Below are 19903 nucleotides of genomic sequence, written 5' to 3' on the forward strand. Positions count from 1 at the left end.
TGTGGGCGCTTGCCGCAGGAAAAAATAAAAGCGCCGCGGGCGAAAATAAAAAGCACCGCGAGCGAAAAAAGAGACATGCCACCATGAGCGATCGCCAGCCGATCCCCAATATCAACATCGGCCAGGTCTACGACCAGCGCTACGCCGACTCGCAGGTGCATTACGACAAGCTGAGCAACCTGGCCGGCTTCTTCGGCCGCAACATGCCGGTGCACCGCCACGACCGGTTTTTCCAGGTGCACTACGTGAAAAGCGGCGCGGTGCGGGTCTACCTCGACGACCAGCAATACCTGGAATCGGGGCCGATGTTTTTCCTCACGCCGCCGACCATTGCCCATTCCTTCGTCACCGAGGCCGACAGCGAAGGCCACGTACTGACCGTGCGCCAGCAGCTGGTGTGGGAGCTGATCGAAGCCGACAGCCGCCTCGCCAGCGGCCCCCAGGTGGCGCCGGCCTGCGTGGCCCTGGCGCGCCTGGACCCGGGGTTCGCCGGCGAGGCGCGGCGCCTGGCGCTGCTGTTCGATGAGTTGCAGGAGGAAGTCGCCGGGCAGGGCGCCGGGCATGCGCCGGCGCTGGAAGCCCTGACCCGGTTGATCCTGATCAGCCTGCTCAGGCTTTCGGCCAATTCCCTCAAGGCCCGCCCGGCGCGGCATGAAGACCTGCACATCTTCCATCGCTTCAACGAACTGATCGAAGCCCGCTACCTGGAGCATTGGCCGCTGTCGCGCTATGCCGGGCAGATTGGCGTCACCGAGGCGCGTCTCAACGATGTCTGCCGGCGCATCGCCGACCTGCCGTCGAAACGCCTGGTGTACGAGCGCCTGATGCAGGAGTCCAAGCGCCTGCTGCTGTTCACCGCCAGTTTGGTGAACGAAATCTGCTACCAGCTGGGGTTCAAGGACCCGGCGTATTTCAGCCGGTTCTTCCAGCGCTATGCGAAGATGACGCCGGGGGAATACCGGGCGCGCCAGGGCGCGGCGAAACCCTCGTCCTGAGGGCAAAAAAGCTGGGAGCGCCAGCGCGCTGCGTGGGACAATCGGCGCTTTTACCCGACAAGGAAAGTCCCATGTTGCAGCGCACCCTGATGGTTCTTTTGCTGACCGCCAGCGCCGCCCAGGCGCTGGCGCAGAGCGCCGCGGAAAAGGTGCCGTTGCTGCGCCAGACCAAGGAATGGATCACCGGCTGCGACAACCTGCGCAGTTGCCACGCCCTGAGCGCGCCCAACGGTGAGCACGGTGTGCAGTACAGCAGCCTGACCCTGCATATCCAGCGTCGCGCCGGCCCCGACGGCCTGCTGGAAATACGCCTGGACCAGCGCGGCGACCCCGCCGAGCTGATGGCCTTGCGCCTCGACGGCCAACCACTGGAGCCGCAGCTGCTGGATGCCCTGGTGCTGTTGCCGGAGAAGAAGGGCGCGCAGATCCAGGTCACCCGCTATGAAATCGCCGACCCGGCTCGGGCCCGCCAGTGGCTGGAACGCCTGCGCAATGCCGAGGAACTAAAGCTGGAGGGGAACGACGAAGCCCGGGTGCCATTGTCCGGGTTGTCGGCGGCGCTGCTGCTGATGGACTCGGTACAGGGCCGGGTCGATGGCGTGACGGCGTTGTGGCGGCCAGGTCAGCGTCCGGCCAGCGAGGTGCCGGCGCGGCCGCTGCCGGCTCAGCTGCGGGCTTATCCGGGGGCACCGGAACTGACGGCGGCGCAACGCACGCGGATCTCGGCGGCCGCGATGAAATTCGCCGCGCCAGGCACGCCCAACGACGATGAAGACTTTGTGGCCGAGCCCCAGGTCGAGGTCTATCCGCTGACCGCGCAGCGGGCGTTGACGGTGGTGCTGAGCGACTGCGCGGCCTACAACTGCGACTACCTGATCAGCAGCTGGTCGCGCGGCAACCCGCCGCAGCTTGAGGAGTTGCGCCGGCAAGCCTTGCCCATGAACAACGCGGACGGCTCGGGCGGCGCCCACTACGACCCCAAGACCGGGGTGCTGACCACCTTCTATCTGGCGCGCGGCATCGGCGACTGCGGTGAAACCGGGCGCTGGCTGTTCGACGGCGAAAGCTTCCAGCTCAGCGATTACCGGCAGATGCCGACCTGCAATGGCTTGTCCTCCGAAGACTGGCCGCGGCTGTGGAACATCGCGCCGCCGGCCAACCGCTGAGGCGTTTCAGGCCAGGCCTGGATGGCGGCGCGCGAACTTCTGCTCCAGCACGGTCTTGCCCCATTGCGCCGCCGGCTGTTCCTCCACCAGCTGGAAGCCGAAGGCTTCGTACAGGTGCCGGGCGGCGTCCAGGCCGCTGAAGGTCCATAGATAGCAGGAGGTTGCCCGCACCCGGTCGCAATGCTCCAGCGCCGCCTTGAGCAGCAGGCGGCCGGTGCCGGTGCCACGGGCCGCCTCGTCGAGGATAAACCAGCGCAGATGGGCGACTCTGTCGGCCTGAGGGCGATCCGCGGTGTCGCCGAGGTCGATGGCGATCGAGCCGACGATCTGCTCGTCCAGCACCGCCAGCCAGACGCCGTTATCGGGGTTGTCCAGGCGCTCGCTGAACTCCGCCAGGCCCGCCGCGACGCGCTGTTCAAAGAACTGCCCGAAACCCACCAGGCGTGAGTAGTAGTGCGCGTGCAGTTCGGTGATGCGGCCGATCATGCCCGGCCGATAGCCAGGCTGCACGGTCGGGGTGGCCGCGGCGATCTGCGCATGGCCCAGGCGGCAGGCCTGCAGCGCCTGGCCATAACTGCGCAGTCCGGCGACCACTTGGCTTTGCTCGCGTGGCGCCAGCAGGCGCAGCGCCTGTTGCACCTGGGCGCTGCCGAAGGCATGGAGCGCGGCGACCTGTTTGCGCCCGCTGGCGGTCAGGCCCAGGTGCTTTTCCCGGGCATCGGTGGGGCTGGGGCTTTCCTGGATATCGCCGCGCTCGATGAGCTTGCCCAGCAGGCGGCTGACCGAGGACTTTTCCAAATTCAGGGTCTTGCCCAACTGGGCGGCGGTGAGCGGGGCGTGCAGGTCGAGTTCGATCAGCGCATGCACCGCCGAGGGCGGCAGATCGGAGCCGGCCAGGGTAGCGCCCATAAAGCCCAGCTCGCGCACCAGTTTGCGCGATTCATTGCGGATCTGATCCACCAGCGGCGAAGACGAGGACATGGCGTGGTTCTCGATATAGTTGTTCGGTGCAACTATATGCCTTGGGGTACGGCAAAATCCATACACCTATAAACGCGGACTCCTTTTGGGAGATACCGATCAAAACTGTAGGAGCGAGCTTGCTCGCGATGGACCTGAGCGCGCCGCGTTCATCCGATTAGTACGCGTTATCGTTAACGACCATCGCGAGCAAGCTCGCTCCTACAATGGATCACCGGCGTTTGATCGATTGGCATTAGCCCTTGGCCCACCCGCGTCTGCGGTTGGCCGTTTTTCAGCCAATGACAGGCGCGGGTATCTGTTGTTCCAGGCGAGCGGGAACCTGAAGGCTCGGTGGCGCTTTACCCAGCAGCAAGTCCGCGGCCTTTTCGCCGATCATGATCGCCGCCGCGTTGGTGTTGCCGGTGGTCAGGCTCGGCATGATCGACGCGTCGGCCACCCGCAGGCCCTGCACGCCGTGGACCCGCAACTGGTCGTCGACCACCGCCTGGGCGTCATGGCCCATCTTGCAGGTGCCGACCGGGTGGAACACGGTGCCCAGGCTGTCGCGAATCCACTGCTCGATCTGCTCCTGGCTTTCCACCTGCGGGCCGGGCACCAGCTCGCCCTTGAGGCGCCGGGAGAAGGCCTGGCTCGCCGCCAGCTGGCGCACCAGGCGCACGCCCGCCACCAACTTGCGCAGGTCTTCCGGGTGACTGAGGAAGTTGCTGTCGATGATCGGCTTGTCATGGGGATCGGCGCAATTGAGCCGGACCTGGCCACGGCTGTGCGGGTGCATCACCGCGATGTGCAGGCTGACCCCATGGCCCAGCGGCACCAGGCGCTGGGGCTGGTTCTTCAGCGCCGGGGCGACGATCAGGCCCAGCTCCGGGGCGGCGTCCTCGGGATGCAGGCGCAGGAAACCGCCGGACTCCACGGTATTGGAGGTCAGCGGGCCGCTGCGCCGGCTCAGGTACTGCCAGGGCGAACGGGCCAGGGGCAGCAGGCCTTTGGCCGACACGCCGTAGGTCAGCTCGCTGTCGCAGCGGTACATCAGCACCACGTCCTGATGGTCCTGCAGGTTGTGGCCGACTCCCGGCAGTTCATGGCGCTGGGCGATGCCATGGCGCGCCAGTTCCTCGGCCGGGCCGATGCCGGAGAGCAACAGCAGCTGCGGCGAGTTGATCGCCCCGGCGCTGAGGATCACTTCGCGCCGGGCCTGCAGCCGGAACACCGCGCCATCCTGGCTGACCTCGACGCCAAAGGCGCGATTGCCCTCCAGCAACACGCGGTGGGTCAGGGTCGAGCTCAGGACGGTGAGGTTGGGCCGCGACAGCGCCGGGTACAGGAAGGCCCGCGCGGCGCTGCAACGCTCGCCGTTGATCTGGGTGACGTGGAAGGGGCCGTAGCCTTCCTGTTCCTCGCCGTTGAAGTCCGGGTTGTAGCGCCAGCCCAGTTCCTGGGCGGCCTGGTAGAACACCTCATTGATAGGGCTCGGGCTGCGTTGCGCGGCGACGTTGAGTTCGCCGCCCTGGCCGTGCCAGGGCGAGGCGCCGGGCTCGAAATGCTCCGAGCGCAGGAAGTACGGCAGCAGTTCGTCGTAGCTCCAGCCTTGGTTGCCGGCCGCCGCCCAGCGGTCGTAGTCGTTGCGGTGGCCGCGGATGTAGATCATGCCGTTGATCGCGCTGGAGCCGCCCCAGAGCCGGCCGCGGGGACAGGGGATCGGGCGCTCGCCGCTGGCGGCCTGGGCGCTGAACTGATGCATCCAGTTCCACTTCGGGTTGGCGATCAGGCGGATGATGCCCGCCGGGGTGCGCACATAGGCGCCGGGAAACAGGCTGCGGTCGCTGGGGCCGGCTTCGATCAGGCAGACGCTGAGCTGCGGGTCGGCGGACAGCCGGTTGGCCAGCACGCAACCGGCCGAGCCGGCCCCGACCACGATGTAGTCGAACGAACGCGGGGCAGAGTCAGTCATGGGAGATACCTCGTTGGCAGTGAAAAGCAGGTTTACAGCCCCAGCGCCGCGCCGACGTCGTACATGACTTGCAGGCCGACGACAAAACCGTTGCCGCTGAGCTCGCGGGCCTCGGGGTTGTAGAAGTTGTCCGGGTTGATCAGGTACTGCACGCTGGGTTCGAGCGCCAGGTGCCGGGTCAGGGCGAAGTGGCCGTTGGCCTCGATGGCGTACACGTTGCGTTCGCCCAGGCGGTGGTCGCCGCCGTTGGCGATCCGCGCCTGTTGCTGGAAGCGCAGTTGGTGGTCGTTGAGGCGCAGGTAGCTGGCCTTGAGGTTGAGCTTGTCCTGGGCGCGGTCGAAGGGCGCCAGGTAAGTCAGGCCGATCTCGGCGAAATGGCTGAAGGGCTGCTTGTCGTCGGCCGCCAGGGACAGCGAACCGAACGCCAGCAGCGCCTGGGGCGCGGTGCGCTGGCCTCCGTCGGCCCGCCAGAAGCCTTGCTGGAACTTGAAGAAGGCGCCGCCGGTGCCGTGCTCGCTGGCGCCGGTCAGCGGGTCGTGCTGGTTGGCGGTGTTGTAGTAGCCATTGAGTTCATAGTGGGCGCTGTAGGCGCCGTCGTGCTTGCTGCCGATGCCCAGCAACAGGCTGGTGCCGCTGGCGTCGTCGGTGCTGAAGTCCAGGCCCTTGCGTTTTTTCAGGTAGTCCACCGGGTTCGATTCGAAGGCACCGGCATGCACATAGAACCCCGGCGTCACCTGGTACTTCAGGTAGCCGCCCCAGCTGCCGTAGGGCGGCGGCAGGATGCCGGTGGACGAATCGATGATCGGGTCGTTGCAGGTGACCACGGTTTCGCAGTTGTAGATATAGAAGTAGCGCCGCGCGTTGGTGCGCCCCAGGCTCATGTCGAGCTGGCCGTCGAGCCAGGTCTGCTGGTAGGTCAGCAGGCTCAGCTGGTTGCTGGTGATGTCGTTGTGGATCGGCGCGCCGGCGAAATAGCTGCCGGCGGCGCCTTGCCAGTTGCGCGAGGTCGGCTGGCCGGTGGCGGTGTCGAGGATGAAGAAGGTTTCTTCGAAATGAACGGCCGCGCCTGTAAGGCCGGCGAGGGTATCGAGGTCGAAGTCGGCGCCGACGAACAGGTCGCCGCTGTTGCCGAAGCTGTGTTCACGCGGACCGGTGTCGAGATTCTTCATCGACAGGCTCCAGAACTGCACATGGGGTCGGATGCCGTAGCCGGCCAGTTGCTCGCCGAGCCCGGCCAGCGGGCCTTCGCGGTTGGGTGCTGGAGTCTCGGCGTGGCACAACGGGGTGAACAGGACCGCCGCCAGCAGCGGGCACAGCAGGAGAGTGCTTTTCATGGTCGATACTCGTTTCTTGTTGTTTTTGTGAGTAGCCGCTGCCGAAGGCTGCGATCGGACGCGCAGCGTTCGCCAACGGGTTACCAGGGTGCTGCCGATTGCGCTGGCGAGGACTGCGTCCTCGATCGCAGCCTGCGGCAGCGGCTACAGGTCATGCCTTGGCCAGTTCGGGGTTGGGATTGACCAGCACCTTGATCTGGCTCTTGTCCCGCAGCAGTGCCTCGAAGCCGTGCTCCACGGCCTGGTCCAGGGTCACGCAGCGGGTCACGGCGCGGGTCAGGTCCAGGCGGCCGCTGGCCAGCAGCTCGATCAGCGGCGGGTAGGCGTTGCGATAGCCCACGCTGCCGAGCAGGCGCAGTTCGTGGTTGACCAGGTGGAAGGCATCGACGCTGACCTCGCCCATCAGGCCCACCAGCACCACCTCGCCGCCCTTGCGCAGCGAGTGCAGGGCCAGGCTCAGGGTCTGCTGGCTGCCGGCGGCCTCGAAGGCCGTGTCGAAGCCGCCACCACTCAGTTCGTGCAGGCGTTGCGACAGGTCGGCGGCGTGGCCATCGAGCACTTCCTGGGCGCCGAAGTCGCGGGCCAGCCGCCGACGTTCCGGGCTGATGTCCACGGCAAAGATCCGCTCCACGCCGCGCAGGCGCGCCAGCAGGATCAAGAGCAGGCCTATAGGACCGAGGCCGAACACCACGCAGCTGTCGCCGGCCAGCAGGCTGCTCTGGTTCAGCGCGTGAAAGGCCACCGCCGCCGGCTCCAGCACTGCGGCCTGCTTGAAGCTCACCGAGTCCGGCAGCGGGTGCAGCATGTAGGCCGGCACCAGCACCTGTTCGGCGAAACCGCCGTCGCCCATCAGGCCGATGAACCCCATGGACTGGCAGAGGTTGTACTGGCCGACGCGGCAGTACTGGCAATCGCCGCAGCGATACTCCGGCTCCACCGCCACCCGGCTGCCGACCCGGACCCGGTCGACGCCCGCGCCCACCGCCAGGACCTGGCCGCAGAACTCGTGGCCGAGGGTCAGCGGCGCGCGGCAACCGGACAGCGGGTGGGGCACCTGTTGTGGAATCGAGTGCGGGCCGTCGGCGTATTCGTGCAGGTCACTGCCGCAGATGCCGCAGTAGGCCACCTGGACCAGTACCTCGCCCGGGCCGGGCTGTGGCAGTTGCAGATCGCTCAGGCGCAGGTCGCGGGCGGCATGCCAACGCAATGCTTTCATGGCTGGTTTCCTTGCAGGACAGGAGAGGGGGAAGGTTCGGCGCGGCGGCCGCGCGCCAGGACCGCCGGCGCGGTTTCCTTGAGGAACAGCGCCAGCAGCGCCGCCAGCAGGGCGCCGCCGCAGGAGATCCACATGACGATGGACAGGCCGAAACGGTCGGCGGCAAAGCCGGCGATGGTCGGCGAGACAAAACCGCCCACCAGCTCGCCGATGCCCATGATCATGCCCAGGGCGGTGGCCATGACCTCACGGGGCACGGTTTCCGCCGGGATGGTCGCCATGAACAGGGTGAAGCAGCCCAGGCCCGTGTAGGTCAGCAGCATCAGCACGCCCATCAGCAGCGGGCTGTTGGCGTAGAGCAGGGCGATCGGGCAGCAGGCGGCGATCAGCGAGAACAGCACCAGGGTCGGGCGACGGCCGAAACGGTCGGAAATCGCCGCCACGCCGAAGCCCCACAGCACCCAGGCGCCGCCCAGGCAACTCATCACCGTGCCCATGCTCGCCGGGCTGTAGCCACGGACCTTGACCAGGAAGGTCGGGGTGAAGGAGATGAGGATCACGAACCAGGTGAGGAACACGCAGCTGATCAGGGTGCAGAGCACGATGTTGCGGCTTTTCAGCAGGGCCAGGCGGTTGACCGGAGCAGCAGGAGCGTTGTCCGTGATCGGTGCCGGCGGCGCGTCGTTGCGCACATAGCGCCAGATCAGCAGGGCGATCAGCAATCCGGGGATCAGCGAGACGATAAAGGCATGGCGCCAGCCGTAGGCCTCGGCCAGGGCGATCAGTACCGGCGGGCCGATCACCGCGCCCAGCAGCCCGGCCGCCGAGCCTTGCAGCAGGCCCATGTTCAGGCCCCGGCGATGGGGCGAGGAGGCCTCCACCATCAGCGATTGCGAGAGCGGCAGGATCGGCCCTTCGGCCAGGCCCATGATGCCGCGGAACAGCAGCAGGCTGAGAAAACCGGTGACCAGCCCCGACAGCGCCGAGCACAGGGAAAACAGGATCACCGCGATGATCAGCAGCGGCTTGCGCTTGCCACGCCGGTCCGACCAGGCCCCGACCAGCGCGCCGGACACCGCCCAGGCCAGGGCCAGGATCGACGACAGCATGCCCAGGTGGCTGTTGCTCAGTTGCAGCTCGTCGGCCATGAAGGGGAACAGGAAGGACAGGGCCAGGCGATCGAAAAAGACGAAGCCGAACGTCAGGAACAGCACGCCCAGCAGGATGTTCTCGTAACCGGCTTTATTGTTGTTGTAAGCCATGGTCGTTCTCCGCGGGAGGGACAGGTGAAGTCGAGACTTCAGCGAAACAGCGTGTCGATATAGGCCGCGCCGAGGCCGATCTTTTCGTAGTGCGCGCGGCACAGGGCGATGTAGGAGTGCACGTCGAAGTAACCGTCCGGCTCGCCCTGTTCGTCGAGCCAGATCAGCGGGCCCTTGACGATGAAAAACGCGCGCATCGGTTGCTCGTGCTCGTAGGCCACCAGGGTGTGGCCTTCGCCCGGGGTCTCGTAGACGAAGTCGCCGGCGGTGGCGGTCCAGTCGTGCTCCAGGTAGCCCCACTTGCCGGACAGGGTGTAGGCGAACACTTCGTGGGGGTGGTAATGCCGGTTCACCAGGCCGGCGCTGCTGGCCATGAGGATGTCGCACCAGCGGTTCTCGCTCGGCGAGATCCACAGCGGCCGCGAGGACACGGTTTCGGTGAAGGGCACATACAGCTTCAGGTCGTCGCTGGCGGCATTGGGTAGGTAGACCTCGGGCTTGGCGTCCGGCTTGAAGCAATTGGCGATCGGTTGCAGGTCTTTCCAGAATTCACGGCGGGCGGCTTCGGGCATGGTCGGCCTCTATTCGTTGTGGGAGTCGAGGCGACTTTAGGCGCCGCGCGCGGGAGGGGTTTTATCCAATCGGACGGGATTGTTGACTGGATCGGACGAGACTTTTCCTACAGGCTTCAGGGACGCCGTTTACCCTGGCAATCGACTTGTGCCCACTGCGTTTCACGTTGACAGGGCATAAGCTTCATATATTAATGAATCGCCGCGAGCGCCACCTGCCGCGGCCTCGGGATCCGGTCACTGCCTTGCCGACCGGGAATGCTTCCTAGCCATGAGAAGAATAAAAATGTCTCCATGCGCCTTGCTCGAAACCCGGCATGCCTGCACCCAGAGCATCGCCCTGGATCAGCGGCTGGCCTTCTGGGAGGACTACAACGCCTCCACCCTGGTCGGCCTCAAATGCACTTCCTTTTGTGAGAGCGGTTTTGCCGCCAGCCAGGACAACCTGCAGCTGGAGGGCATGCGCCTGGCGCGGATCGAGGGCAACGAGCACGTGGTCGAGCGTGACAACTCGATGATCCGCGCGGTGCCCAAGGAGTCGGTGTTCGTGTCCTTCGTCACCGGCAGCGGCTCGTTCTTCTATCAGGATGGCGCCTGCCAGTTGCTCGAACCGGGCGAGCTGATCGTCTACCGCACCGACAAACCCTATCTGTTCGGGTTCTCCGGGCCGATGCGCCAGTTCATTTACGACATTCCCCAGGCACTGTTCGCCGAGCGCTGCCTCAAGCGTTTCGACCGTCCGCTGAAGATCGGCGGGCAAAGTGGCGTGCAGCGCCTGTTGCTGCGCACCCTGGGCGAGCGCACCGGAGGCTTTTTCCAGCAGCCGCTGAGCGAGGATGCCGAGAGTTATAAGAACCAGGCGCTGGAGCTGTTGGGGAGCCTGATCGCCGGGCAGGCGGGAGAGCGGCGGATCAATGCCCTGAGCGCGTCCTATCTGCTGGCGGCCAAGCAGTGCATCAGCGAACAGCTGGCCGATCCTGGCCTGAGTTGCGAGCGGGTGGCCGCGCAGACCGGCATTTCCCCACGGCACCTGAGCCGCCTGTTCGCCCTGGAAGACAGCCAGCCCAGCCGTTTTATCCTGGAAAAACGCCTGCAACAGGCCCATGACCTGCTGAGCAGCCCACGGGGAGGCGGCCTGGATATCGGCGAAATCGCCTACCGTCATGGCTTCACCAGCCAGGCCCACTTCGCCCGGGCGTTCAAGGCCCATTACGGCCAGACCCCAAGCGAAGTCCGCAAAACCCTGTAGCCGCTGCCGCAGGCTGCGATAGGTCCGAAGGACCTCCAGCGTCCGAGAGATCGCAGCGCCCGTTCCGGTCGATCGCAGCCTTCGGCAGCGGCTACAGGTCGGTGGCCAGCCAGACGTATTTCGCGGCATTTAAGCCCCGTTACGGCCAGCCTCGAGCGAGATTCGCAAACCCATGTAGCCGCTGCCGCAGGCTGCGATAGGTCCGAAGGACCTCCTGCGGTCGGGAGATCGCTACGCCCGTTCCGGTCGATCGCAGCCTGCGGCAGCGGCTACAGGTCAGTGGTCGTTGAGGAAGGTTTGTGCCAGATCATCGATCAGCTGGCGCTGAAACGCCTGGAACCGGGGATTGGGCTGCTGCAGCTGCACGAATTCCAGCATCGGGTCGGTCACCGCGGTCCTGACGCCGGCCAGCTCCTCGACCGTCGCCAGCCCGCAGAAGGGCACATAGGCTTCGGAATAACCGCCCTCATGCACCAGCACCAGGCGGCCCTGGCACAGGCGCTCGGCGGCTTCGCGCAACTGGCGGGTCATGGCGCGGAACGAGTCGCTGTGCAGCAGCATCCGCGCCAGCGGGTCGACCGCGTTGGCGTCGTAGCCGCAGGCAACAATGATCAGCTCCGGCTCGAAGCGCTCCAGGGCCGGGATCACGATGCGTTGCAGGGCATGCAGGTAGGCGTCGTGGCCGCTGCCGGGCAGCAGCGGGATATTGAGGTTGGCCCCCAGCCCGGCGCCGCGGCCACGGTCCTGTTCGCCGCTGTAGCCGGGCGGGAAGCAGCCGTCCTGATGCAGGGAAAGGGTCAGCACGTCGCCGCGCTCCTCGAAGATCGACTGGGTGCCGTTGCCGTGGTGCACGTCCCAGTCGATCACCGCGACCTTGCCCAGGCCGCGCCTGGCCTTGGCCGCCTCGATGGCGATGGCGATATTGGCCAGGAAGCAGAAGCCCATGGCGCCGTCGGCCAGGCAATGGTGCCCCGGCGGACGCGACAGCGAGTAGGCGTTGTCGGCTTCGCCGCCGAGCACCGCGTCCACCGCGGCGATGGCCAGGCCGGCGGAGAGCCGGGCGATTTCGTAGCTGCCCGGGCCGATCGGCGCTTGCGGGCCGAGTTCGCCGCCACCGGCCTCGCTCAGGGCCTTGAAGCGTTGCAGGTACTCGGCGCTGTGCACCCGCAGCAGGTCCTCCTCGGTGGCGGCCGTGGCGCTGCGCACCTGCAGTTGGCGGGTCAGGCCGGAGACGTCCAGCAGGCTTTTCAGGCGGCGCTTGGTTTCCGGCGATTCGGCGTGCCCGGCCGCGGCGGGCGGTTGCACCCAGCCGCCCACCGGCAGCGTCAGCGCATGCAGCCCGGCGCTGTGCCAGAGGCTGAGTTCATCGAAGAAAAACGCGGTTTTACGGGTCATGGGCATCTCCATCTATGAGGGAATCTGTAGCCGCTGCCGCAGGCTGCGATCGACCGGAACGGTCGCTGGGATCTTCCGGGCGCAGAGGTCCTTCGGACCTATCGCAGCCTTCGGCAGCGGCTACAGGGGTTCAGGGGATTCAGGGATTGCGCCGGCAGCCGAGGATGAGCGCCAGCGACAGCAGGGTCAGGCCGGCCCCGCCGATCAGCAGGGGCTGGAAGCCACCGGTGCTTTCGATCAACCGCCCGGCCAGCGCGGGGCCGATGGCCAGGCCGCCGCCGATCACCAGGTTGGAGGCGTTCATCAGCTTGCCGGAGCGGTCGAGGTCGGCCAGGCAGGCGAGGATCAGCGGCAGGATGAAGGTCCAGGTGAACTTGAAGACCAGGGCGGCGAGGGCGAAGCGCGCCAGGGGCGGCGTGCCCAGCAGCAACAGCACCGAGCCGGCCATCAGGCTGTAGCCGAACAGCAGCAACAGCAGGCGCGGCAGGCGATTGCCGATCAGCGAGGCGCAGCCGGCGCCGACGATGCCCATGACCGTGGCGACGGCCAGCAGCTCGCCGCTGGCTTGCGCGGAGATGCCGGCCTTGGCGCTGATCGAACCGATAAAGGTCCAGACCCCGCTGAGGCTGATATAGAAGCCAAGGATGCCGAGAATGCCGCACAGGGCCTTCCACTTCGGCACGGCGGCTGCCTGCCCCGCGGTTTTTTCCGGGGGCGGCGCGCCCTGGGGAAAGTAGCGCGCCAGGGGCAGGCACAGGCTCATCAGCAGCGCCAGCAGCAGGTAGCAGGCCGCCAGGCCGTAATGCTCGAACAACCGCGGCAGAATGCTCAGGCCGATTGCCCCGACCACCAGTTGGCCCATGACCCACAGGCCGTAGGTCCGGCTGGGGTTGGCGGTGGAGGCGGCGCTGGACAGGCAGATGATCATCAGCGAACCGCCGGCCAGGGCACTGCAGAAACGCAGGGCCAGCAGCGCGCCATAACCCTGGGCCCAGATCGACAGCAGGTTGGCGACTATGAACAGCGCCCCGGCCAGCAGCGCCGCGCGGCGCCAGTCGACACGCTTCAGCCACCAGAAGGCGGGCAGGGTGGCCAGGCTCATGGCCCCCAGTTCAGTGGAGAACAGGTCGCCGATCTGCGACGGGCTCAGTTGCCATTGGCTGGCCAGTTGCGCGGCCACCGCCGGAGCGGTCATGAGGATGGTCGGGGTGATGGCGGCGAACAGCACGATGGCCGCCAGCAAAGCCAGGGATGAGGCTGTGTGCGGCTGCTCGCCGGTGAGCGCCTGGCTCTTGTCGATCATGGGGGTCGTCATGGTGGGTAGCTCCGGAAAAACGCTTCAGAACACGTGGACCAGGCGCAGCAAGGCGTCGGTGCCGTGGTAGCCGTTACGGGTGGCGACGTTTTGCGAGAGGCCGAACATCAGCTGGTTCTGCTGGTCCAGCCAGTGGCCGACCTCGAAGCCGACCTGGGTGTAGCGCTTGTGGGTGTCGTCGATGCGCTGGTCGTTGATCCGCAGCTCGCCACCGTCGGCGTGGATCAGCCGCAGGGCGCCATAGGTACTGCTGGTGAAGTCATAGGAGGCGAAGGCTTGCAGGCGGTACAGCGGGTCCTGCTTCAGGTCGCTGCCGAAGTAATCGTCGTTCTTGGCGTAGAGCTGGGCTTCGAGGTTGGCTTCCAGCACCCACTTCTCGCCGACGCCCTGGGTGTAGTTGTAAACGAAGGTCGCGCCCCAGCGGTTGGCGCCCGGCGAGACATCCGGGTTGTCGCCGTGGTATTCGCCCACCGGCAGGGTGATCAGGGTCAGCAGGCCGCTGTAGGTTCGGCTGGCTGGGTCGTTGATGAAAAACAGGGTGCCGCCGACCTGCGGGTCGCCGAAGCCGCTTTCCCCGGTGTGGCGATTGGCGCCGGGCAGGCGCGCGTCGATATCGGCGAAAGGCACGATGAATTGCGGGGTGCACAGGGTGCCGCAGATGTCGGTGAAAAATACCTGGCGATAGGCCAGGGCGTTGACCATCAGCTCGGCCTTGCCGGTGCTGTCGGCAGGACCGTGGAAGTCGTCGGCGCGGGTCGCCGGCAGGTACAGCACGCCCAGGCTGGTGCCCGAGGGCGCGCCGAAGAAGTCGCGGGCGTTGAGGTCGGCGGCGCTGACGTTCAGGCTCAGCAGGGCGCCGGTGACGGCCAGGGCGGTGTGGTGCGCAAGCGTTCTGGTCATGGGCGTAACGTCTCTTCTTTGAGTTGTTGTGCGGCGAAGTGCTCGCCGGTACGCGGCAGTGGCTGGAAAAAGGGCAAAAGCGGCCCGTGGCCGTCAAAACGACAGCGCGAAAGTCAGTCAGCGAGGGAGGTAAGCGTCAGTCGGGTGGGGCATGCAGCAGATGGGCGATGCGGGTCTTGTCCTTGACCCCGAGCTTGTTGTAGATGGCGCGGATGTGATGGCGCACGGTGTTCGGCGACAGGCCCAGCTCGCGGGCGATTTCCTTGTAGGTCTTGCCTTCGCCGAAGCCCAGGGCCACGTCGTTTTCCCGTGGGCTCAGCTGGGTCAGCAGCGTGCGGCCGCGGGCGGCGAGCAGGAACAGGTCGCCCACCGGCGAGGCCTCGAACTGCAGGTGCCGGCCTTCGTAACCGCCATCGGCCATGGGCACGGGCAGGCAGGGACCGCTCCAGTCCGGCCACTCGCCGAGCAGCAGGTCGACGAAGCCGCGTTCGGCGCAGTGCAGGGTGCCGCGCTGGTCGCACACCGCCAGCGCCAGGTTGCGCGGGCTGGTGAGGGTTTCGCGCATGGCCACCAGGGTGCGGATCTGGTTGGCCGACACCGCGGCCACCAGGTGCAGCATCAGGTTGTTCAGCAGCAGGCAGTCGTCGGCGTCGAAGCGTTTGGCGCCGGGGGCGCGGTACAGCGCCAGGTGGTCGCTGAGGTGGGTCTGTGGGTCGATGTACACCACGCACAACAGCTCGCCGATGCCATAGGTCGTGCCCAGCCAGTTCAGACCGGGGCCGTTGGCCGGGTCGCGCATGTCGACGATCACCGCCTGGCCCGGGTGCGCATGGACCCGGCCGACGGTGACGTCGACATGCTTGATCGACTGCCAGTCCGGCAGGTAGCTGGGGGGCAAGTGATGGAGGTAGGAGCTGTGTTCTTCCGGCAGGCCGTCGATCAGCGCGGCGCGGCCCCACCAGGCGCTGTCGAAGGGCAGCAACTGGCCGATGCGGTTCAGCGCATGGCCATGGAAATGTTCGATGTCCTTGTGCTGCGCCAGGCGCTGCAACTCCAGGGTCAGCGAGCTGAAGGCTTCCAGCAGGCTGGCGTGAGCATGATCATGACGGCTCATCGGGTGTTCCTCTGTGCGACGTTCTTATTGTTTTCGTCACGGAGTCAGTAGGGACCGGAACGTCCAGGGACGTGGGCAGGGCCTGGGCACGAGTATCGTCGGGTTGGCGGGGGATCGCTATCCTACAGATGCAGGATGAAGGGGAGGCCTGGCGGGGATATTGGCTTCTGTAGGAGCGAGGCTTGCCCGCGATAGCCGCGCAGCGGCGATGGACCTGACAACGCGCGTTATCGTTGTAGATTTATCGCGAGCAATCGAGCGTCGACCGGCCGCTCCTACAGAAGATCAGAAGAGCTGTAGATCACGCCGCCTGGACGGCCCGCTGCAAACGATGGAAACCACGGCTGAAATACACCAGCGAGTCGCCGTGTTCGCGCACGCAGATTTCATCCAGCTGCACCAGCATCACCGAATGGGTGCCGACCTCCTGCACCTCGGTGATGCGTCCCTGCAGGCTGGCCAGGGCACCGTCGAGCACCGGCAGGGCGCCCTGGCCGTCGCGCCAGGGGTGCAGGCTGAAGCGCTGCTCCATCTCCACTCCGGTCATGCCGGCGAAGTGCCGGGCGACCTCTTCGTGTTCGCCGCAGAGCACGTTGACGCAGAGCTGGCCGTTGCGCTTGAACACCGGGTTCAGGGCGCTGTTGCGGTTGACGCAGACCATCAGGCTGGGCGGGCTGTCGGTGACCGAGCAGACCGCGGTGGCGGTGATGCCGCAGCGTCCGGCCGGACCGTTGCTGGTGATGACGTTGACCGCCGCGGTCATGTGCGCCATGGCATCGCGAAAAGCCTGTTGCTTGGGATCGAGTTGAGTCATGACAGATTCCTCGGGTGAACCCGTGGGCGCCGGCAATCGGGGGGCGCCCCGCGGGTCATTCAGGTCGGCGGTGCTTACTGGCGGATGCGGTCGAGCATATTGATGTCGTCCGGATTGGTCAGGTGCGGCACCGTCCAGCCGTCGAGGTCGTAGTCGCCCAGGCATTGGTCCACCAGGTCGGTCATGGCTTTCATCGAGCCGGTGGCCTGGGCATGGCGCAGGCACTGCATGCGGATTTCGTCCTGGCTGCCGGCGTAGTTGATTTCGTACAGCTCGTGGCGGCCGCCGAACTCGGTGCCGATGGCATCCCACAGCAGCTTGAGGATCTTGATCCGCTCCTCGTGGCCCATGCCCGCCGAACCCCGGCAATAGGTGCTCAGGTACTGGTTGAGCATCGGGTCCTTGAGGTCGCGGGAGCCGGACGGCAGGTAGATCAGGCCGCTGGCCACCACCTGTTCGATGATCTTCTTGATGTCGGTGTAGGCCTGGGGCGCCAGGACCCGGTAGGCCTGCAAGGCCTGGGCGCTGGGCAGGAAGGCGCCATTGAGCCATTCGCTGGCGTTGCCGTGCATGGCGTCGGTCAGCGACCAGAACAGGTTGCGCCAGGCCACCACCTCGCCAACCTGCGCCTGCACCCCGCGAAACTCCAGGGAACCGGTGCACTGCAAGGCCTTGACCAGCAGCCCGGTGATGAAGTCGAGCTTGACCGCCAGCCGGGTGCAGCCCTGCATCGGGAACAGCCGGCCGAAACCGCCTTGCGGGAACCACTGCCGGCAGCGTTCGAAGTCGCGGTAGATCAGCACGTTTTCCCAGGGGATGAACACCTTGTCCATGATCAGGATCGCGTCGTTCTCGTCGAAGCGGCTGGACAGCGGGTAGTCGAACGGCGAACCGGTCATGCCGGCCTGCAGTTCATAGGACGGGCGGCAGATCAGCTTCATGCCGCGGGTGTTCATCGGTGCGATGAACATCAGGGCGAAGTCGGTGTTGTCCCCCAACAGCTGCGCCGAACCCTGGCCGACGAAGTTGTAGTGGGTCAGGGCCGAGTTGGTGGCCACCACCTTGGCGCCGCTGACGATGATCCCGCCTTCGACTTCCTCGTCCACCGAGATGAACACGTCCTTGACCTGGTCCACCGGCTTGTCGCGGTCGATCGGCGGGTTGACGATGGCGTGGTTGAGGTACAGGCAGGCTTCCTGGATGCGCTTGTACCAGGTGCGGGCGTTGTCCGCGAACTTGCCATAGAACTCCGGGTTGGCGCCCAGGGCGCTGCCGAAGGCGGCCTTGTAGTCCGGGCTGCGGCCCATCCAGCCGTAGGTCAGGCGCGACCACTCGGCGATGGCGTCGCGCTGCTGGCGCAGGTCGTCGGCGCTTTTCGCCGAGCGGAAGAACTTGTGGGTGTAGCCGCCGTTGCCGGTGTCGGTGGCCCAGCACAGCTTGTCCTTGGTCTCGGGGTCGTGCAGGGCGTCATAGAGGCGCGCCATGGAGGCGGCGGAGTTGCGGAACGCCGGGTGGCGGGTCACATCCTTGACCCGGTCGCCATAAATGTAGATTTCGCGATCATCGCGCAGGCTGGCCAGGTATTCGGCGCCGGTCAGCGGGCGGTTGGTCTCGGCACGGAAGTCTTCGGGTTTCATCATCCACTCCAGTCGTTGTTGTTATGAATTGCCATTGCGAGCTGGGGCCCATGATGGGCAGGACGGGGCGGCGACTGAATGGCTTTTCCGGCGAATGAATTGCACTTTTCATGGGGCTGGTCATGGAGCAGGTCATGGACGCGGAACCGATCCGGCAGGCCGTCCGTTTTATCGTTGAAACACTTTCGCGGCGACGAAAAATATTTTCGCCGGGGCCTGCAAAAAAACTAAAGCCCGGCCGATATCGCTATTAGGCCCACAGACCAACTACAACAGTGGCGCCCACCTGTCAGGCCGCCAGCCGCCGCTGGCGACAGGGTTCAGTGCATGGATGCTCGCAGTCCTCAATATCCCGAGAGTCATCCTATGTCCCTACGTAATATGAATATCGCGCCTCGAGCTTTCCTCGGTTTTGCGTTCATCGCGTTGCTGGTCATCGCGCTGGGTGTGTTTGCCGTCAACCGCATGTCGATCATCCGACAGGCCTCCCTGGAAATGGAAAGCAACCAGCTGCCCAGCGTAGGGTTCCTCGGCAACGTCACCGAAAACGTGCTGCGCCTGCGGATTCTCTCGTTCCGGGTACTGGTCAACCGCGAGCCGGCCGGCTTGCAGGAAGCGCAGACGCGCATTGGCGTGCTGGTGGACAAGCTCAAGCAGGCCCAGGCCAGTTACGCCGCCTTGCCGGCGGGGGAAGAGGAAGTGGCCCTGTACAAGACCTTCGCGGCCACCCTGGAAAAGTACCTGCAAGCGCAGAACGACATGCTGGAGCTGTCGCGACAGAACAAGCTCGAGGAGCTGCGCACCCTGATCAATACGCGGATCAAGGACGGCACCGACCAGATGGGCGAACAGCTGAACAAACTGGTGGCGATCAACAAGGCCGGGGCCACCCAGGCGTCTGACCTGGCCGGTGAGCATTACCACGGCGCCATCACCGGCATCATCGCCGTGGCGGTGGTCGCGGCCCTGCTCACGGTGGTGCTGGCCCTGCTGCTGACCCGCAGCATCGTCACCCCGTTGAACCGCGCGCTGCTGGCCGCGCAGACCATCGCCTCGGGCAACCTGACCAAGGCCATCGAGGTCGACGGCAAGGACGAGCCGGCCCGCCTGTTGGTGGCGCTGAACGAGATGCAGGGCAACCTGCGCAAGACCATCGAGCAAATCTCCGGCTCGGCCACCCAGCTGGCCTCGGCCTCGGAAGAACTCAGCGCGGTCACCGAGGAAGCCTCCCGTGGCTTGCAGCAGCAGAACAACGAAATCGAACAGGCGGCCACTGCGGTCAATGAAATGACCGCCGCCGTGGAAGAGGTGGCGCGCAACGCGGTGTCGACTTCCGAAGCCTCGCACCAGTCGACCCAGGCCGCCCGCGAAGGCCGCGATCGGGTGGTGGAAACCGTCGACGCGATCCAGACCATGACCCACGACGTGCAGAGCACTTCGGTGATGATCGAAGGCCTGGCCACCCAGGGCCGCGACATCGGCAAGGTGCTCGACGTGATCCGCGCCATCGCCGAGCAGACCAACCTGCTGGCCCTCAACGCAGCCATCGAGGCGGCCCGCGCCGGCGAGGCCGGGCGCGGGTTCGCGGTGGTGGCCGACGAGGTGCGGGCCCTGGCCCATCGCACCGCGCAATCGACCCAGGAAATCGAAAAGATGGTCGCCGGCATCCAGAACGGCACGGGCGAGGCGGTGCAGTCGATGCAGCAAAGCAATCAGCGCACCCAGAACACCCTGGAAATGGCCCGCGCCGCCGGCGTGGCCCTGGAGCAGATCGCCGAATCGATCAACCTGATCAACGAGCGCAACCTGGTGATCGCCAGCGCTTCGGAAGAGCAGGCCCAGGTGTCCCGCGAGGTCGATCGCAACCTGGTGAATATCCGCGACCTGGCCACCCAGTCGGCCGCCGGGGCCAACCAGACCAGCGCCGCCAGCCATGAGCTGTCGCGCCTGGCGGTGGATTTGAATGCGATGGTGGCGCGCTTTGTGATTTGAGTTAGGG

16 protein-coding genes and 1 pseudogene are annotated in these 19903 nt (G+C 66.0%); 5 read left to right on the forward strand and 12 right to left on the reverse strand.

Annotated features, from left to right (window positions below):
* The first annotated feature begins 83 nt into the window (after positions 1–83).
* Both hpaA and PMI20_RS14040 read left to right on the forward strand, forming a co-directional pair.
* Positions 84–995: a 4-hydroxyphenylacetate catabolism regulatory protein HpaA gene (hpaA, locus tag PMI20_RS14035; protein WP_007923537.1), complete on the forward strand. Its 912-nt coding sequence runs from the start codon at positions 84–86 to the stop codon at positions 993–995.
* 71 nt (positions 996–1066) lie between these two features.
* The gene (locus PMI20_RS14040; protein ID WP_284173095.1) at positions 1067–2161 is read left to right on the forward strand and encodes a DUF1176 domain-containing protein; all 1095 of its coding nucleotides are present in this window, start codon (positions 1067–1069) and stop codon (positions 2159–2161) included.
* Positions 2162–2167: 6 nt separating this feature from the next.
* Here the strand turns inward: PMI20_RS14040 and PMI20_RS14045 are convergent, their stop codons facing one another.
* The 6 genes from PMI20_RS14045 to PMI20_RS14070 all read right to left on the reverse strand — a co-directional run bounded on the left by PMI20_RS14045 (position 2168) and on the right by PMI20_RS14070 (position 9480).
* Complete coding sequence (locus PMI20_RS14045) at positions 2168–3142, reverse strand: bifunctional helix-turn-helix transcriptional regulator/GNAT family N-acetyltransferase (protein ID WP_007927281.1); 975 nt, start codon at positions 3140–3142, stop codon at positions 2168–2170.
* A 274-nt stretch (positions 3143–3416) separates the two neighbouring features.
* A complete protein-coding gene (locus PMI20_RS14050) occupies positions 3417–5096 on the reverse strand; it encodes a GMC family oxidoreductase (RefSeq protein WP_007927282.1) in 1680 nt (559 codons plus the stop codon).
* Between the two features lie 32 nt (positions 5097–5128).
* Positions 5129–6430 (reverse strand): carbohydrate porin, encoded by a 1302-nt coding sequence (locus PMI20_RS14055; RefSeq protein WP_007927285.1) that lies wholly within the window; start codon positions 6428–6430, stop codon positions 5129–5131.
* A gap of 151 nt (positions 6431–6581) precedes the next feature.
* Positions 6582–7646: a 2,3-butanediol dehydrogenase gene (locus PMI20_RS14060; protein WP_007927287.1), complete on the reverse strand. Its 1065-nt coding sequence runs from the start codon at positions 7644–7646 to the stop codon at positions 6582–6584.
* Positions 7643–8908, reverse strand: a complete 1266-nt coding sequence (locus tag PMI20_RS14065; protein WP_007927289.1) for an MFS transporter — start codon at positions 8906–8908, stop codon at positions 7643–7645. The genes PMI20_RS14060 and PMI20_RS14065 overlap by 4 nt, the downstream gene beginning before the upstream one ends.
* A gap of 38 nt (positions 8909–8946) precedes the next feature.
* Positions 8947–9480 carry a 2,4'-dihydroxyacetophenone dioxygenase family protein gene (locus tag PMI20_RS14070; protein ID WP_007927291.1) on the reverse strand — a complete coding sequence of 178 codons (534 nt, stop codon included), beginning with the start codon at positions 9478–9480 and terminating at the stop codon, positions 8947–8949.
* A gap of 286 nt (positions 9481–9766) precedes the next feature.
* Here PMI20_RS14070 and PMI20_RS14075 point away from each other — a divergent pair, with 286 nt between their 5' ends.
* Complete coding sequence (locus PMI20_RS14075) at positions 9767–10729, forward strand: helix-turn-helix domain-containing protein (protein WP_007927293.1); 963 nt, start codon at positions 9767–9769, stop codon at positions 10727–10729.
* Between the two features lie 276 nt (positions 10730–11005).
* On the opposite strand, the gene PMI20_RS14080 is transcribed toward PMI20_RS14075, so the two are convergent.
* The 6 genes from PMI20_RS14080 to hpaB all read right to left on the reverse strand — a co-directional run bounded on the left by PMI20_RS14080 (position 11006) and on the right by hpaB (position 17904).
* Complete coding sequence (locus PMI20_RS14080; RefSeq protein WP_007930880.1) at positions 11006–12124, reverse strand: histone deacetylase-like amidohydrolase; 1119 nt, start codon at positions 12122–12124, stop codon at positions 11006–11008.
* A 139-nt stretch (positions 12125–12263) separates the two neighbouring features.
* Positions 12264–13427: an MFS transporter gene (locus tag PMI20_RS14085; protein ID WP_037035788.1), complete on the reverse strand. Its 1164-nt coding sequence runs from the start codon at positions 13425–13427 to the stop codon at positions 12264–12266.
* A 36-nt stretch (positions 13428–13463) separates the two neighbouring features.
* Complete coding sequence (locus PMI20_RS14090) at positions 13464–14339, reverse strand: transporter (RefSeq protein ID WP_007930915.1); 876 nt, start codon at positions 14337–14339, stop codon at positions 13464–13466.
* A 136-nt stretch (positions 14340–14475) separates the two neighbouring features.
* Positions 14476–15453 carry a helix-turn-helix transcriptional regulator gene (locus PMI20_RS14095; protein WP_007930914.1) on the reverse strand — a complete coding sequence of 326 codons (978 nt, stop codon included), beginning with the start codon at positions 15451–15453 and terminating at the stop codon, positions 14476–14478.
* Between the two features lie 301 nt (positions 15454–15754).
* Positions 15755–16267, reverse strand: coding sequence for a 4-hydroxyphenylacetate 3-monooxygenase, reductase component (hpaC, locus tag PMI20_RS14100; RefSeq protein WP_007930913.1), 513 nt, complete (start codon positions 16265–16267; stop codon positions 15755–15757).
* A gap of 74 nt (positions 16268–16341) precedes the next feature.
* Positions 16342–17904, reverse strand: a complete 1563-nt coding sequence (gene hpaB / locus PMI20_RS14105; protein ID WP_007930908.1) for a 4-hydroxyphenylacetate 3-monooxygenase, oxygenase component — start codon at positions 17902–17904, stop codon at positions 16342–16344.
* Positions 17905–18285: 381 nt separating this feature from the next.
* On the opposite strand from hpaB, the pseudogene PMI20_RS30955 reads away from it, so the two are divergent.
* A pseudogene (locus PMI20_RS30955) lies at positions 18286–19038 on the forward strand (MCP four helix bundle domain-containing protein); the annotation flags it as partial.
* Positions 19033–19896, forward strand: coding sequence for a methyl-accepting chemotaxis protein (locus PMI20_RS30960; protein WP_371919074.1), 864 nt, complete (start codon positions 19033–19035; stop codon positions 19894–19896). The pseudogene PMI20_RS30955 and the gene PMI20_RS30960, both read left to right, overlap by 6 nt.
* The last annotated feature ends 7 nt before the right edge of the window (positions 19897–19903 follow it).

The sequence above is a fragment of the Pseudomonas sp. GM17 genome (genome assembly GCF_000282175.2).
In the GTDB taxonomy this organism is placed as follows: domain Bacteria; phylum Pseudomonadota; class Gammaproteobacteria; order Pseudomonadales; family Pseudomonadaceae; genus Aquipseudomonas; species Aquipseudomonas chlororaphis.